Source organism: Candidatus Vicinibacter affinis (assembly GCA_016714365.1).
Lineage (GTDB): Bacteria > Bacteroidota > Bacteroidia > Chitinophagales > Saprospiraceae > Vicinibacter > Vicinibacter affinis.
On sequence record JADJNH010000006.1, the window covers coordinates 1 to 15,953 of the forward strand.

The 15,953-nt window shown below is 31.3% G+C and carries 18 protein-coding genes and 1 pseudogene; 11 read left to right on the top strand and 8 right to left on the bottom strand.

Annotation, left to right across the window (positions count from 1 at the left end; all coding sequences use genetic code 11):
• Positions 1–824 precede the first annotated feature (824 nt).
• The 5 genes from IPJ53_13120 (at position 825) to IPJ53_13140 (ending at position 3,973) form a co-directional block, all read left to right on the top strand.
• Complete coding sequence (locus tag IPJ53_13120) at positions 825–938, top strand: hypothetical protein (protein MBK7800039.1); 114 nt, start codon at positions 825–827, stop codon at positions 936–938.
• Positions 939–2,060: 1,122 nt separating this feature from the next.
• Positions 2,061–2,282, top strand: coding sequence for a helix-turn-helix transcriptional regulator (locus IPJ53_13125; protein MBK7800040.1), 222 nt, complete (start codon positions 2,061–2,063; stop codon positions 2,280–2,282).
• 126 nt (positions 2,283–2,408) lie between these two features.
• Positions 2,409–2,705, top strand: a complete 297-nt coding sequence (locus IPJ53_13130) for a hypothetical protein (protein ID MBK7800041.1) — start codon at positions 2,409–2,411, stop codon at positions 2,703–2,705.
• Positions 2,706–2,984: 279 nt separating this feature from the next.
• Positions 2,985–3,209 (top strand): hypothetical protein, encoded by a 225-nt coding sequence (locus IPJ53_13135; protein MBK7800042.1) that lies wholly within the window; start codon positions 2,985–2,987, stop codon positions 3,207–3,209.
• Positions 3,210–3,751: 542 nt separating this feature from the next.
• A complete protein-coding gene (locus IPJ53_13140) occupies positions 3,752–3,973 on the top strand; it encodes a hypothetical protein (GenBank protein MBK7800043.1) in 222 nt (73 codons plus the stop codon).
• A 120-nt stretch (positions 3,974–4,093) separates the two neighbouring features.
• On the opposite strand, the gene IPJ53_13145 is transcribed toward IPJ53_13140, so the two are convergent.
• The 8 genes from IPJ53_13145 to IPJ53_13180 all read right to left on the bottom strand — a co-directional run bounded on the left by IPJ53_13145 (position 4,094) and on the right by IPJ53_13180 (position 9,264).
• Positions 4,094–4,405 (bottom strand): T9SS type A sorting domain-containing protein, encoded by a 312-nt coding sequence (locus IPJ53_13145; protein ID MBK7800044.1) that lies wholly within the window; start codon positions 4,403–4,405, stop codon positions 4,094–4,096.
• Between the two features lie 342 nt (positions 4,406–4,747).
• Positions 4,748–4,945 (bottom strand): hypothetical protein, encoded by a 198-nt coding sequence (locus IPJ53_13150; GenBank protein ID MBK7800045.1) that lies wholly within the window; start codon positions 4,943–4,945, stop codon positions 4,748–4,750.
• A 1,303-nt stretch (positions 4,946–6,248) separates the two neighbouring features.
• Positions 6,249–6,536, bottom strand: a complete 288-nt coding sequence (locus IPJ53_13155) for a T9SS type A sorting domain-containing protein (protein ID MBK7800046.1) — start codon at positions 6,534–6,536, stop codon at positions 6,249–6,251.
• A 216-nt stretch (positions 6,537–6,752) separates the two neighbouring features.
• Entirely contained in the window at positions 6,753–7,157 is a 405-nt protein-coding gene (locus IPJ53_13160) for a hypothetical protein (GenBank protein MBK7800047.1), read from the bottom strand.
• 115 nt (positions 7,158–7,272) lie between these two features.
• The gene (locus tag IPJ53_13165; GenBank protein ID MBK7800048.1) at positions 7,273–7,617 is read right to left on the bottom strand and encodes a hypothetical protein; all 345 of its coding nucleotides are present in this window, start codon (positions 7,615–7,617) and stop codon (positions 7,273–7,275) included.
• The gene (locus IPJ53_13170; protein MBK7800049.1) at positions 7,562–8,437 is read right to left on the bottom strand and encodes a hypothetical protein; all 876 of its coding nucleotides are present in this window, start codon (positions 8,435–8,437) and stop codon (positions 7,562–7,564) included. The genes IPJ53_13165 and IPJ53_13170 overlap by 56 nt, the downstream gene beginning before the upstream one ends.
• Positions 8,438–8,448: 11 nt before the next feature.
• Positions 8,449–8,754, bottom strand: coding sequence for a hypothetical protein (locus IPJ53_13175; GenBank protein MBK7800050.1), 306 nt, complete (start codon positions 8,752–8,754; stop codon positions 8,449–8,451).
• A gap of 72 nt (positions 8,755–8,826) precedes the next feature.
• Entirely contained in the window at positions 8,827–9,264 is a 438-nt protein-coding gene (locus tag IPJ53_13180; protein MBK7800051.1) for a hypothetical protein, read from the bottom strand.
• A gap of 499 nt (positions 9,265–9,763) precedes the next feature.
• On the opposite strand from IPJ53_13180, the pseudogene IPJ53_13185 reads away from it, so the two are divergent.
• The 6 genes and pseudogenes from IPJ53_13185 to IPJ53_13210 all read left to right on the top strand — a co-directional run bounded on the left by IPJ53_13185 (position 9,764) and on the right by IPJ53_13210 (position 15,923).
• A pseudogene (locus IPJ53_13185) lies at positions 9,764–10,242 on the top strand (JAB domain-containing protein).
• Between the two features lie 25 nt (positions 10,243–10,267).
• Entirely contained in the window at positions 10,268–10,465 is a 198-nt protein-coding gene (locus IPJ53_13190; protein MBK7800052.1) for a hypothetical protein, read from the top strand.
• Positions 10,411–11,220, top strand: a complete 810-nt coding sequence (locus tag IPJ53_13195; protein MBK7800053.1) for a DUF1738 domain-containing protein — start codon at positions 10,411–10,413, stop codon at positions 11,218–11,220. Before IPJ53_13190 ends, IPJ53_13195 begins: the two co-directional genes overlap by 55 nt.
• A 1,396-nt stretch (positions 11,221–12,616) precedes the next feature.
• Entirely contained in the window at positions 12,617–13,636 is a 1,020-nt protein-coding gene (locus IPJ53_13200) for a hypothetical protein (protein MBK7800054.1), read from the top strand.
• Positions 13,617–14,321 carry a hypothetical protein gene (locus IPJ53_13205; protein MBK7800055.1) on the top strand — a complete coding sequence of 235 codons (705 nt, stop codon included), beginning with the start codon at positions 13,617–13,619 and terminating at the stop codon, positions 14,319–14,321. Before IPJ53_13200 ends, IPJ53_13205 begins: the two co-directional genes overlap by 20 nt.
• 159 nt (positions 14,322–14,480) lie before the next feature.
• A complete protein-coding gene (locus IPJ53_13210; protein MBK7800056.1) occupies positions 14,481–15,923 on the top strand; it encodes a type IV secretory system conjugative DNA transfer family protein in 1,443 nt (480 codons plus the stop codon).
• Positions 15,924–15,953 lie beyond the last annotated feature (30 nt).

The window sequence follows — 15,953 nt, forward strand, 5'->3', positions numbered from 1 at the left end:
GTGCTGGATTAACTGTAAAATTCAATAAGTATATGAGATTTACGGCATCGGAAAAACAAGAGTTAATCAATATTGTAGTTGGCTCACAATTTGGTGTCAACAAAACTCTACGAGAGATTGGGCTTAATAAAGTACTTTTTCTATAACTGGTATAAGGCTTTATTCAGATCATGGGGTGGATGGTTTAGCTCCAAGTAAAACGCACTACTAGAAGGCATTGGAACAGCATACCACAAGAGCAAAAAAAATCTTGTGGTCATATTTGCGCGTTGAGTTTCCTCATTTATCATCCAGGAACTTGCTTTTAAACTTACTGACGAACAACAAATATTTATGTCAGAATCAAGCGTTTATAGAATTCTAAAAGAAAGAGGGATTGATCACGGCTCCTGCACATATTTTTATCACAGCAGCAGATGAATTTAGTAAAAGACAGCTTTCGTAAATCAGATGTGGCAAACAGACTTTACTTACTTCAAAATCTTAGGCTGGGGTTGAGCATTACTTGAGTACCGTTTTAGATGATTAGCAGATATATTGTCCACTGGGAACTCTGCAAAGGCATGAAAGTGGAAGACGTGAAAAGAACCGTTGATAGAGCTATTATAAAAGCTTAAAATTGTCACCAAACAACGACCTAAATTATTGTCCGATAATGGCTCTTGCTATATAACTTGATTTAAAAGATTATTTGAAAAATAGCTATGATATGGACCAGATACATGGAAGACCATTCCATCCTCAAACGCAAGGTAAAATTGAACGCTATCATAGGACAATGAAAAACGTTGTAAAACTTGATAATTATTATTGTCCAGAGTGAATTGGAAAGAGCTTTAGAAAAATTTGTAGAAACTTATAACAATGAAAGATATCATGAATCATTAGAAAATTTAACTCCTGCAGATGTGTATTTTGGCCGTGGAGACCTATTTTAAAAGAAAGGCAAAGAATTAAACTACAATGTATTAGAGATGGAAAATTGAGTATGAAAATTATTTCTAATGATATTAATAACTATAAACAAAAAGAATTAGCTTTGATTTAAATTGAAACACTACTTAGTGAAATGTTCAAATTACTTTGACGACATACACTCCAAGTATATTCCCAATTCAATATCATTACCAACATAAGAAATGTCATCATATAAGATAGCTTGATCCTCACTATAGATTTTTGAATCGGGTAAATCTTCAAAATCGGATTGATTACATGAAATAACAAATAGAGTAAGTGTAATTAAATAGAATTTCAAAAAAGACTCTTTCATACTCATTTATTTTAAAGGTTTATTAATTAAATAATGCTTTCCACAGATTTCAATTGAAATAACCCAATTCAATCAATATTCATTTAAAAAATATAGTTAAATATTTGTTAAATATTTTAATTTTTAGTATTCTTCATGAATTTTAAGGAGATATTTAATTTTCTTCGATTATTAAATCCAATGCACTTTTGCGACATCAACTAGTGCACAAAGTGAATAGACTAGTGCACAATAGTGCATATAACAAAAGAAACTATTCAAAAGAAAATATAACAAAAGGGAAGCAGTTTGCCAAAACGGCAAAATACTACTGAACTATTAGAGAAATAATTGAGAAATCGAAGTATCAACCACTTTTAGGATTTTAAACAATAGACATTCGATATGGAATTGATATAATCTATGCAACGAATATCAAGTAAAATTCTATAAAAAACTGATCGGTGATAAGCTATTATCTCTTTCTAGATTATTTCAATAATTTTAAATGGAATACGTGAATTTATTGACGGTGCCTTGGCACCGTTGGTTTGCAATCTGCGATGCCCTTCAATTTTCGCTGATTGTGGGCTACTACAGGTGAGAAGGTACCTATTATATCAATTTAATTATCATCAATATGAAATCACCAAAAAGGACTGCTTAAAATCTATTAGTATTTTCACTAAACATAGAACGTGGGCGAAAAATTTTGCCAAATTGGCAAATAATGCTGTCTACGAATGGTCGATAATTAAAACATACTTAGGGCATCAGGATTATTATTCCTGGTGCCCATTTTTTATTTATGTCAAACATCCCAAATTATTTAAAAGTATATCGCAAGCGATCACCTTTACAACAAGGGGACATGCTTTCTATTTCCGGATTATTAGATGTCTCAAGTATTTCCAGATATGAAAAAGGTCAAAGAGAACCAACTAAAGAGATTTTACTTGTTTACCATCACATTTTTAATACTCCTATAGAAGACTTTTTTATACTAGAATCTCAAGTTATGATACCCTGATTAATCGAGCGGATGAAAGAACGAATCAAGGAATTAGAAAAAGAAGATCAAATAACATTAAAGAACACCTCTAAAATTAAATTCCTTGAAAAAAACTATTATTAGATTAAGAACTATAAAAACTTTATGAAAACATCAACTGAAAAAATGAAAATCATTTGTGCCATTTATCCAAATGCCAATGGTTTTGGATATGTTTATATGGAGAGTGCTAGAAAATTAATTGATTTTGGAATCGTCCAGATAAACCCAATAAGCAATCGAAAGGTATTGGAAAGAATTAAAAAATGTTTTGATTATTTCCGACCAACTCTTGTTATTGCCCTTGATCCGGATGGTAAATCCTCCAGAGTAGGTAGACGAACGCGAAAGCTAATCAATAAAATTATTAAATATGCCGAATCGGGAAAAGCTTCCTGTTGACCAATTCACCCGTGATCAAATCCGGGATGTATTTGAGAGTTTTGGAAAAACTACGAAATATAAGATTGCCAAATTCCTTCTTACGGAATTTACAGAGCTTGAACCTAAGCGACCGCGAGAAAGAAAGCTGTGGATGAGTGAGGATAGAAATATGGCAATTTTGATGCGTTGTCTCTAGAGTAACTTGGTTTTTATCTAAATGATTAATTTAATTTATCTCAAGTGGAAATTGATAAATAAAATCCTAAAAACATTATATTTGCTAAATATATAAATTATATGGATGCTAAAGAATTGAAACATGATATATATTTCGCTTGGGAGCCAATAAATGACCCAAACAATGGTTCATATCACATTTATGATAGACCTATTTCTACTGATGAAATTCGTGTCATACCTAACGATGATTATCTTTGTGGATTAAAAGTATCTGATTTCAAAAGAGCTTCAAAATTTCACCAATATCGAGCGACAAACAGGAGTGAATTCGGCATTGCATAATGCTCTTTGTCCTAAATGCAAATTAAAAATTAGATGCACAATTCCCGTTAATTTAGAAATGGCGATAAATTATTTTTCCTTTAAAGAATATATTTTATATGGATGATATTAAAAATATTAATGTTTCCTTTTCTGAAGCAATAAGAAACTCTGGAAATGAAAGAGATCTCGATTGAATTCGCTGAAAAACATATTGATTCAATAATGAAAGATGGCATTGTAAAGAATTACCTATAATAGGAACATTATTTGGCATCAACAATCTAGCTCTAACCATAAAGGACAAAATATTTCTCAAAAAATTATTTATTTTTTAAATGGGATCAATCATATTTCAGTTTCAAAGAGGCAGGAAATGATTGATTTAGTTAATAATTCATCAATTCAAAAGGTGAAAGTAGGAGAAAAATTAATTTATATTTTAGATAGATGCGAAGATCACATATCTGCAAAATATTTAGCACAACTATTTTGTGCATTTTTAGAGGCTAAAATTATCTTATCAAGACTTTCTTAGAGGTGCTCGAATTATTCAGAATATTTTGCTTCAGGATTTAGAAGATTTTCTTGATGGATCCGATTCTAAATTTGATTTTAAAGGAAGGGCTGAAGAAATTCCAAGCGAATATGACTTACCCCTAATTAATGTTGGAATTTGCGGTTTTGGATATAATGACCCAAGGCTTGATAAGAATTATTTTGGAGAAAAAGAAATTCAAGGTGGTGATGCAGTTATTTGGATAACAGATATTGGTAAAAGCTAAAAAAATACTATATAAGGAAAATTAAGAATTATAAATTATACTCTTAAAATTCTCCGTCTTCTCAAAAATCTCTTTAAATATTTCTCCTTTGGTACTGCCTAATTCAGTAAATTTAATTTTCTATAATCTATATATTTTTTTAGTAAAATAACTATTATTATTTTTTATTTTTAATAAAAATACACCAATATAAGGAATTTCAATTTCACCATTAGAAAAATTCCCAGAACTTACAATTTGTCCTTGTAAGTTAATTAAAATATATGTTGAATTTGATCCTATTCCATAAACTTTTATTTTTCCATTTGTAGGGTTAGGTTGAATTTCTATTTCATTAGATTCGAAGTTATTTTCATTGGTAATTAACCAGGTACTATCGCATGGATAATTTTGTAAATTATATTCAATACTATCTGATTTAAAACAGCGCAATTTGGTTACGATAGATTAGGATCAAAGACCAAATCCCAAATATAGTTTTATATCGTATTTTGATGCGCCTATATTTTTATAAACTGGAATTATTAAATCAGAGGCAAAGAACCATTATTTGAAACGCGTAATAATTGTGTTGGGATGGTATCTCCATTTATAACTGTATTATAAATAGAGTCCACTTTTACTTTAGCAATTTGGACACTATTTTTAGAGAAATCCCAATATTTAATATCATATTCAGATGTAGAGTTGAACTGATAATGCATTTCGTAGGAGTTTAACATATTATCCCAAAAAACATCCTTTCATTTTCTACATACATTGAATCTCCGCTACTCAAATAATATATTTTCCTCCGTTGGTGGTAGTTGTATTAAGTATTTTTTTAGTAATATATTGAACAGTGGAATGACCACCTCCAATAGAAAAATCAGTCTCAAAGATCCATTCAGAACCAATATTAAATTCTGGTGTTTTAACCTCAGTAGTAGGTCTGATCCTTATAATTGTATCACATATATACTCCGGAAGCATCCTGATGAGTTTACTTTAATAACCCATAATTGATTTGTTTGAAATTTAAGGATATCAATTGCCGAAATTTGGTGATTATTATAATAAACCTCACCACAAGCTACAATATCGCCATTAGATAATTCGATTGCTTTTTCAAGAATTGATGGACGGAATTGCCCATATATTTCTTTATCAATTAACTCTTGTGGCAATTTAAAAATCCTTATCCAATCCACAATTCCATCGCTCTTTATTCTACCTAAAAAACCATTATAAACTGAAGAAATATCTGCTCCAGGAATTTTGCTGTCTGAATTATCCCAAACGCGTCCAGTAACCAATATATCACCATTCTTACATTCCGTGATTCGGGCAATTCTATAGATTCTACCATCTATAAGTTGATTATTAGGTAGTTCTATACTCCATTCAAGTTCTAAATCTTTATTTAGTTTATTGATAGATCCTACTGTAAAAACTTGTTTAGTAGGGGTGTCTTTGTGAGCTAAAATAATAATTACCTGAGCTACTGGATAATAAGCTTAGATAATTCTTACCATCATCATCAAATTGAAAAAGAATCTATTACATTTCCTCCCAATCTATCTTCATTATCTTTATCATTGGTTCTATAGAAGAAACTCCGGCACCTGGATGTGAAGACATAATAAAAGATAAATGATTATCGCTTGTTAATTGAAGATCATTGCATTGATCGCAAAATTACCTAAATTGTAACTTCGAGTCCATAGTTTCTGCAGTGTACATGTATCTCTATTTGATAATTTCAGAGTTGGTATCTTTGGATTTAAATTGGAATAAATTACATCACAAGTAAATAAATTGTCATTTATAAAATATATTCCTCTATTTATAAATTTATCTTTTGAATTTATACTATCAATTCTAAAGTTTTCAGTTTTAAAATCACTGTTCAATTTGTAAAGCCAAATTGAATTTTCCTTAACAAATACTTGATTTGAGCTTACGTAAAAATTTTTATTACTACTTGATAATGCATTATAGTTATCCGAAACACTTAAGGAATCAAGAAATCTCTCCATAAGAAGATTACCACCTAAATCAAGTCTCAATAGTTTAGCACAAGGATAATAAGTATTTCCATTTTCGCAATACATTCCGGTATAAATAATGAAATTATTATCATGAACTAAAAATCACTAAACTCAGAACCAAATATTCTGCTATTTAAATTAAATAATTTTGAATAATATGATTGACTTAAGCTAGTTTGACTTTGCATATAAAATAGTAGCACAGTCAATAAGTAATTCAATGAATTATAAGAAGTTAAAAGATATCATTTCAATAAAAGTATTAATTCAGTATTGATAATCTTATTGTTTGAGAAAAGTTGAATAAAATAAACACCCGCTTTCCAATTTGAAGTATTTATTAAATATCTTCTTAACTCTGCTTTTGAATAAAATACTTCATTGTTCACAAAATCTTTAATAGAAAAGTTGACTGAAGATTCTCCATTAATTTCAACTATCAGTTCATTGCTAAAAAAAGGATTGGGGCTATAACTTAATTTAGGAGTGGTTTTGCCACTTATATTTGCTCTTGGAGAAATACCAAAGGTTATTTCTTCTGGTAATTCGAACTTACCACCTCACCTGTTAAGCTATAGAGAAGTGCTTTTGCATATGCTGAAGTAAAATGGTTTTTATTAGCAATAACTTGAACGGTATTGATTTCCTCACTGCTTGCTTCATAAAAGGCCCAAGTGGTAATCTAGCTAAGTTAATAAACTGAATAGACTTAAAGTCCTGCATTGCTTCATCAGTGGGATTATATTGGCTCAAATAAGTATATGCCCTGAAAGATTATTTTCAAATATGTATGAACTAAAAATTTTAATTCTCGCATCATCATTTTGTTCCATTGAATAAATACTTCTAGCTCCAGCAAAGTCTCCTAGTTTTATTAAGTCTTGAAAATATTGATCTTTGGCTTTTCTAAGACACTTATTTAAGCCGGATAATTGAATTTGTTTTTCTAGACTACTTAGAGTTGAATTTTGTTGAACTGATGTAATATTCAGCATTAAATTATTAATTAGCACAGGTATAGTACTATAAGGATTTCCCGAATTACATGCAGATAAGTCATTGCCATTAATGATTGGTGTAAGACCTAATCCACAGTTAGGCTCAGGTAAATTGGAAGGTCCAAACTGAAAACGATTTACGTTTGGATGTGCCAAAATAGCATCTCTGCAATCTACATCTGTTCCTGATGGCTCAATATAATAAAAAGGATTAGGAGTACCAGTAATTGATGGAATACTTGAAGAGGCGGTGCCATCATGAGTAAAGCAATTATTTGCTGGTCCAATGAATCCGGAAAATTATTCCCGAAACTGTGCCGTTGACAAAAACATCACTATATGAACTGTTAAAACAATTCTCAAAGAAATTAAAATCTGGATTTTGATCAATTACTGTAAGAGCCATTAAGTTAGTGTTAAATTGATTAAAATCAACATCTGCTACCCCAAGCCCATTGGCAAAACTTGCTGCACCAAATAGACCAGTTATTTCATTTCTCAATAAATCAAAATTATTGTGGCCATCATTTAATACATCAAGCCATGAAGTCTGAAACCTATTATTTACAATAATATTTTGGGCAAATCGTAGTCCCTCTCGAATTGTAACCGACATTGGAGCCTTTAAAAGTGTTACCTTTAATAATCGAAGCAATACCTGCAGATGCATTATTGAAAAGGATATCATTCATCCCACTGTTAAAAGTATTGCTTTCAATCAAAAACGATCCAGATGCTGAAACAATACAATGATCTGTAATATTATTAAAAATGCAATCTTTGACCTCTACTCCTTGACAATTCCAATTAGTTATACTCCATCTTCCACCATTTTGTGTACAATTTCTAATATAAGATGAGTTTGGGAGTGGAGTCCAGGACATTAATTCAACTATTCTTCTCACATTATGGAAGGTTGTATTTTCAGCTTGCAATATGCCATTGCCATAACCTGAGATAATAGGAATTGATTCAGGTGCAAACATTGAAACTGCTGCGACAGCTGTATTTTCTATTACAGCATTGTTCATAAACTTGACATCAAAATCAGAATTCCCTCCGTACACAACTACCCCTTGCCAAAAATCACCACACCCATTCGTTAATTTTCCTCCATTTACAATCAATTTAGCTTGAGGCCGTACTATTATATGAGACTGCTCACTTAAAAACACATCAGAATTTATAGTTAAAGTTATCCCATCTTGAATAATCAAGTTTCCATATACACTCATAGGGGCAGAAATAACTGAATTGCTCTTCACTATTATGCCACAACTGCCATCAGTTAATGAATTGCAATCTACGGCATTATGCAAGTCTTTGGTTGCTAAATTTTTATGAATGTCGTTTAATCTAACTTTCGGAATGTGATTTGAGCGTTGCCAATCTGTTGACATTAATTGTTTGCATGAATTATCATGATAGAAATTCATAATATTATGTCCTAACTCATGTAAAACATCAAAGTATTTAATTGAAAAGCCCATCCCCAAACTGTTTCGGGTGATTCATTAGCAAGAGATGGCCACCATATATCATGGAAATTCTTCCTAATTAAATAATCAGAGTATCTGTTTGCTATTATATAAGAATTTTCATTTGCAGTACTATTATAGGCTTTAGGAAGGATAGAGCACCTTGTTGCAATACCATTACCATTCTGTTCAAATCGGTCAATATATTTAGACTGTGGCCTAGTCCCATTAGCAATATGTGTTTCTAATAAATCAATTAATTCTCCATTTTCCACAAAGAAAAATTCAGCTCTCCAAAATGTGCAGACTCGAAGTCTTTCATTACATTTTCCAAATCAGACCAAACATTACCAACCCCTTGGGCAAATATATGAATTAGGAGTTCCATTATAATTATCCCTATTAGTTTCTCCATACCAATCCCAAGCTAAAGTATTATCTATAGTGTGAACATTAAATTTAACTCTAATTTTTGCATCCAATGGATAACCACTAGAACAATTTTCGGGGTCAACAATATTTGCCAAATGCGAATTCATTGCATTTTCCCAATCTGTCCACAAAGAACTTGTTGAAGAAAAACCGCCTGTACCATTATCTCTTCTAATTATAACAAAATTACATTTCAAAATTATTGGTTCACATATATTTTCACTAAAAAAGTCAATTCCCGAAAATTCATTATTTAATGTAGCGCCTACATTTGGCATTGCACAATCATGTTGACCATAAATTATACAAAAATTTATATGACTTAAAATTAACAAAATTATTAAACGTTTCATATTGAAAGTTTTAAATTGTTAGAAAATAGTTTATAACTTGAGGACAAATTGCATTCTCTTTAATATTTTATTTTGATGAATTTGCTCATTGGTAATTCTTAAATATACTGACACTTTATTGAACTAAAAACATTAGAAAATAAAGGTTCATTAATATAGTTTCTATAGTTCAGTATGTTCTATAAGTTCTATAAGTTCTATAAGTTCTATAAGTTCTATAAGTTCTATATGCTAAATACTTTTAAATCATAAATATAATGCAATGTAATACATAAACGATATTTTCACAAAATATTTTATGTTAAATTTTATGTTTAGGATAAAAATTCAGGGTTTACCCTGATACCCTATCAGTAAAAACCCTGAGCAAAAATAGTATTAACTGCAATTTTATATATGTTAATTATTGCCAATCTAGCAAATTTTACCATCTTGGAATCCCAAGCCATTCAAATTATTATGTTTTAGAATTATTCTTTAACAATCTAAACTAGTAATTATGAAAAATCAAAATGGCGAGAGCCAAATACCTCCACTTTTGCAGGTTGCCGAAGTAAAGGTTAAGTATCAATCCAATTTACCATTTGTTAATCATCCAAGAGTTAATAATTCTGACGATGCAGAAAAATATTTAGGATTAATTGGGGTGATGACATGGAGTTGGTTGAGGAATTCAATGTGTTATTCCTTAACCGTGCAAATTATGTAAAAGGGTTGTTGCGATTAAGTCGTGGTGGATTGACTGGAACTGTAGCTGATCCACGGATTTTATTTGCCACTGCATTGAAAGGTCTTGCTGTAGGAATTATTGCAGGGCATAACCATCCTTCAGGTTCTTGTAAACCAAGCACCCAAGATATTGAGTTGACCAGAAAGTTGAAAGAGATTGGAAAATTCCATGACATTCAACTATTAGATCACATCATACTTGCACCACATTCTGGATTTTATTCCTTCGCAGACGAAGGCTTGCTCTAATTATTCATCTTTTAATTTTAATGAAATGAAAAGAGTGTATTCAAGAGGAGAAGAAGTTCAGTTTGTTTCTAAAGCGAATATTGACCTATATCAAGAAGTGACGAATAAGATTATCTCAATGCTTGATTCCGGAGTTGCCCCTTGGCGTAGCCCTGGAATTCTTATGGTTTGGCTAGAAACTATGTTTCTGGTCATATATATAGAGGCATCAATTATATTTTGATGAATTTTTCAGGGCATATAATTCCATACTTTTTAAGCTTCAAGCAAATTAAAGAATTAGGTGCAGTTTTGAAATCAGGAGCTAAAGCGGAGAAAGTCGTTTACTTTAATCTGGTTTATAAGAATTTAGAAGGCCATAGACTGAGTGAAATGGAGGCTCAAGCTCTTATTAAGGACAAAGTGAAGATAGATGTCTCTCGATTTATTAAATACTATCCTGTCTTCAATATAGAATATGTGGAAGGTATATCCGTTGAAATTCAGGATTTTGAATTGAGTCCAAATGAGAAAATTAAAAGTTGTGAAGATTTAGTCGAGAATATGCCAAATAGACCACCGATTAAATTCATAGATTCCGATCATGCCTATTACTTACCTTCAAAGGACTTTATCAACATGCCAATGCTGGCGCAATTCCAATCAAGCTTCGCTTATTATGCTTGCTTATTTCATGAGTTAGCTCATTCGACCGGACATAAATCAAGACTCAATAGAGAAGGAATTGTAAATTCTGAAACTTTTGGAAGCGTGGTTTATAGCACCGAGGAACTCATTGCCGAGCTTGGAAGCTCTTATTTATGCTCAATAGCACAAATTGATAATGATACCCTAATGCAAAGAAGTGCATCGTATTTAAATGATTGGTTGAGAGTTCTAAAGGAAGATAATCGATTTATTTTTAAAGTTGCTTCACAGGCTCACAAGGCGGTTGATTATATTTTAGGTAATGAAAATCAGAAATTGTTGGCTAAGTGAAAGCACCGCCAATGATCTTTATATTTCAAATATTCCCTGCAAGGCTCTGGCTTTGTAGGGAATTTTAAAGTATATTAGACTCAACTAAATCCCCTTTATATTCTTTAGACTTCGTGTTCATTAACTCCCTTTTTTCTTGAGCCTTTAGAAGAAGATTTCGAAATTTAATTAGTTCCATTTCTTCCTTGTAAATTTGTTGTAGTAATTCAAATCTCGTTTCTTCTTTTTGATTTAATAATTCCTTCCAAGTTATCTCCATACAATATTTTATAAGTAAGTTAATGTTAATTCTTCAAATTTATCAAGACATTTTGATTTATATGACGCGACAGAGTTCTTTTGCAAATTCATGAATTGACCTATTTCTTCATTAGAATATCCTTCCAAATAATATTTTATTATTTTACGACAAGTTGGTTGCATTAAACTTAAAATGTGTTCAATATGCTCTAAAGCAATTTTTGATTCAATAATATTACTAGTTCCGACACTAAAGACTGGACTAAGATTTTCGGAAATATCTGTATTTTTCCTTTTCTCTCCTTTTCGGCAAGGTTTAAGGCGTTCTTTTTAAATATATGATTTAAAAAAAGGATTTTAAGTTCGAAATAATTTGACCTCTACTATTCATTTTCCAAACTTCTTCAAGCGATTCATTAAATAAATCATCTAAATAGTGATGTGGCAACCCAGAATTTTTAATTATAAAACTCATAGTTGCAAAATTATCGTCGTAAAATTTATTTACTTGATCCTGGGATTGTAAAATAAATACTTCCAAAGTTTATATATAAAATATTTATAATACAAATATAATAAAAAGTTGAATTTCAATACTTAATGGATCATAAATTTTTATAAATTATAAAATAATTTAATATAAAGTGCTGAAAATCAATAGAAAAAGTAAAAAATAGTTGGTATTTAAATAAAGAAATGAGGTTCTCACCGGATATAAAAAAAGCTGGTCCCACAAAGTAGAACCAGCCTTGGAATTTGTTTATCGGCTGAAATTTCTGACGATTACACCGATATACAAATGAACGAGGCAAATTTAATGCCTTTCGGGTTAATTCTAACTCTTTTGAAAGGTTAAAGTCAAGTTTTTCTACTGCATGTGGGTATTCGGCATATAAACTAAAAAAATATGCATATGCAAAAGATACCGTCTAATTCCTCTACAAATTCCTTGTTGACTGAACAAATGTTCAGTTTGCTAATTGCAAACCATGCATTCGATGATTCATTGAAAAAATTCAATGAGATTTCATCCTCTCGACATTTAAAACTCAATATCCTAATTCGGGATCAAATAATTGATACTCGGAATAATGACTCCTGTGAGAATCCTTCACCACCATTTAATAATATTTTTTAACATAAATACTTTAAAATTATGAAAAATGACATGTTCTCATTTCAATTTGGACTTCGAGTAGTAGAACTCGAAAATTTTATCACAGCAGAAATCCAAAAAATTAAAGCTAAAGCTCATCAAGATATTGATATAGCAATATCTCAAGGTATTTTGACTATTAACCTACTGCTTCTAGAAATCACTGCTTTCTTCGAAGTATTGAAAGAACATGTAAACCAGAGACTCAATCCTGAGATTGAAAAACTCACTGAAGAAATTTCTCAAACAAATATTGAGGAGTTAAAAGAAATTACAAAATCCAAACAAGATGCAAATCAAAAGAAAATAGGGACTCTGGAAGTTGATGTTAAACGGACTAAGCTCTCTTATGATTGGAAGAATTACAAATGGATCAAAATTGCAATCCTTTCACTTTGTTCTATTGATGCTATGGCCAATTACTCTAGTTTGCAAGTTTTAGTTAGCAATCTATTAGTCGCAATAATTTTGGCATTGGCAGTTGCAATTGGTCTAGCCTTCGGAGCACATATTCTAGGATCCAAAATTAGATTTGCCAAAACATTAAAAGAAAAAGCAATATGGCTTTCAGTTGGATTTATAGGAGCTAGTGCAGTTTTCTTTTACTTAGGAATGCAAAGGCAGGTATTTTCTGATGATGGCTCAACATTTTCTAATTCACCAATTCTTTGGATGTTGTTCAATGACTTCTTCTTTATAATAGCCCTACTCCTCGCTTCAACGAAATTACCCACGAGAGAACAGGTGCTTGAGTTCAATGAGTTCAATGATAAAAAGAATCAAATATTACAATTAAAACACCAAAATGCAGAATTGGATAAAGCCCTTCAAATTGAGGAAAGTAAAGTCAATGAGAATAAACAAAAGCTTGAGGCATTTAAAAAATACAAGGAAGGCCTATTAATGTCATTGGACAAAGAAAAGGAACTACAGCATGCAACGTGCTTAAAAGAGCATGAATTGAAAAATGGAAGAATATTGTTAAATAAAAATTTAAATAATGAAACAAAACTTGCATAGTGTAATATTTATTTTAATCTTTTTAATTGGTCAGTCTTCTTGTAAGACTTTAACTTCGGAAACTATCATAATACTTGATCTAACTGAGGAAACATTTAATCATATTTCTATCAATGAATACAAAATCATTTCTAGTCTGAATGACAATGTATTTAATGGTGAGGTGGTTCGAATACAGCCAATCACTGAAAATGGATTTAATACTGTGGAATGCCACAAAATTGAAAGGGTGGCATCATCAGCTCTGGGAAATGAATATCAAAGACGTAGTGAATTAAAGAAGTTCTACTCTTCCATCGATTCAAGTTTAAAACTTTTAAAAAAAGGTAGAACCAGGCGAAGTGGATCTGTGATTTTTAAAATACTTAGTGAAGAATTGAATCATTTAAATAAGTCGAAAGCAGATAAGAAGATACTTATTATTAATTCAGATCTCATGGAAAATTCATTTTTTGATTTTACTACTTCCAGCAATATTGAGATGATTAGAAATAATCCATATGAGATTGAAAAGATTTTAACAGATAAGTATCCTGTTGCTGATTTGAAAGGTGTATCAATATACATTTTATACAAGCCAGTTAATAAATGGGATAGCGAGAGATTTGAGATAGTATCTGATTTCTATAAGAAACTATTTGAGTCTAAAGGAGCAATTGTTAATGTAAGTGGAAATTTAAATTAAGCCTATGACAAATCCAATTGGGCAAAGAGTCCTAGAATTGTCCAAAACCTTATTTATTACTGCGCTCAAGCTTGCATCATTACTATTTGCTTTTTCCTGCAAAATACTAGGCTCGATATTAATCAAGACTGGAGAACTGGTTGATAAAATGATAAATAGATGATTAAGGTTATTGGATTTGTTTTAGAGATTGTATTTGAAGTACTGTCTGCAATATTAAGTGGTATATTCGAATTCATTTCTACATTGCTTGATCAGGAAAGGAAGACAGAATTTGATGCCACTTTTGTTCCGCCTAATGAGATTATGAGAATTCAGGATAAAGGATTCTGCTTAACTGGTGAATATTGTCTTTCAATTTCCGACAGTTATAAAAACGCAATTGCCTTGGGTGGCTCCGGTTCTGGTAAGAGCTCCACAATATTGATCAATAGTGCCTTACTAATGGCAAAAGGTAATTCAAGTTTAATCTTTAATGACCCAAGCCATGAAATACGATTATTGGTCAGTGGTGCTCTTATCGAACTCGGATATGAGATAAAGGTAATAAATTACAGCAGTTTAAATTCTGAATGCTTTAATCCCTTAAAACGATGCAAGACTATCTCAGATATTCAGAAGCTTGCATCATTGCTTGTCAGAAATGCATTAGGTGATTCTAAAGATCCGTTCTGGAACAAAAGTGCCGAGGCCATTATATCTCTATTCATCCGGTATTTGATTTTTTATGCTGAACCAGAATTCAGGACTTTATACAATGTTTTGCATTTGATAAATGTATTCGCAGGCAATCCAGAGAAGATAGACAGGTTAATAGTTATAGCAAAGGATGAAAAAATATTATCCGAATACAAAGCTTTTGTTGCATATGGCGACAAGACCCTGTCATCAATACTCGCTACAGCCAAAGCATCATTAACTCTATTCACAGACGAAACAGTTGCAAGTATAACTTCAATTGATACGATTAATTTTTCGGAGTTTCGAACTAAAAAGGTGGCTTTGTTTATAAACAATTCAGTTCCGGATATGCACTACTATGGTGCTTTATCATCCTTGTTTTTTCAGCAATTCTTCAACGAATTATTGGTACGCATTCCGACAAAGAATGAAACCAACATATTTTTTCTTTTAGATGAAGCATCTTCCGTGTATCTACCAAGTCTTTCAACAACCATATCGAATATCCGGAAATACAATAGCGGAATACTTCTGATCTATCAGGATTATCATCAATTGGAACACGTATACGGAACTTATGAAGCAAAAAACATAACAGCCAATTGCTATGCAAAAGTCTATTTGCCCGGACAACCAATTGAAACATGCAAAATGTTGGAAACTGCACTCGGAAAGTTTGAGTATGCAGATGATAATGAAGTTCGACACATACGTCAATTGATGACAGCGGATGAAATCAGAATGTCTGACAGAGCGATTGTATTGATTGGAAACAAGCCACCGATTCATGCAAAGCTAAGACCGTATTACAATGATTGGAAGCTAAACTCATTAACGAAGCTTCCACCTTACGAGCCTTCTAATAAGCTATCATTTAATATTCTTCCCTTAATTCAGTTAGATGAAAAGAAGAAGGCTTAATACCAAAAGCAATCTATGTTCCTATTTAAG

Coding starts and splice junctions, on each gene's coding strand:
- IPJ53_13200 (MBK7800054.1), top strand. CDS start 12,617: ATGAAAAATGACATGTTCTCATTTCAATTTGGACTTCGAGTAGTAGAA.
- IPJ53_13190 (MBK7800052.1), top strand. CDS start 10,268: ATGAAAAGAGTGTATTCAAGAGGAGAAGAAGTTCAGTTTGTTTCTAAA.
- IPJ53_13125 (MBK7800040.1), top strand. CDS start 2,061: ATGTCAAACATCCCAAATTATTTAAAAGTATATCGCAAGCGATCACCT.
- IPJ53_13165 (MBK7800048.1), bottom strand. CDS start 7,617: ATGTCGGTTACAATTCGAGAGGGACTACGATTTGCCCAAAATATTATT.
- IPJ53_13135 (MBK7800042.1), top strand. CDS start 2,985: ATGGATGCTAAAGAATTGAAACATGATATATATTTCGCTTGGGAGCCA.
- IPJ53_13205 (MBK7800055.1), top strand. CDS start 13,617: ATGAAACAAAACTTGCATAGTGTAATATTTATTTTAATCTTTTTAATT.
- IPJ53_13180 (MBK7800051.1), bottom strand. CDS start 9,264: ATGAAACGTTTAATAATTTTGTTAATTTTAAGTCATATAAATTTTTGT.
- IPJ53_13210 (MBK7800056.1), top strand. CDS start 14,481: ATGATTAAGGTTATTGGATTTGTTTTAGAGATTGTATTTGAAGTACTG.
- IPJ53_13150 (MBK7800045.1), bottom strand. CDS start 4,945: ATGCTTCCGGAGTATATATGTGATACAATTATAAGGATCAGACCTACT.
- IPJ53_13130 (MBK7800041.1), top strand. CDS start 2,409: ATGAAAACATCAACTGAAAAAATGAAAATCATTTGTGCCATTTATCCA.
- IPJ53_13170 (MBK7800049.1), bottom strand. CDS start 8,437: ATGAATTTCTATCATGATAATTCATGCAAACAATTAATGTCAACAGAT.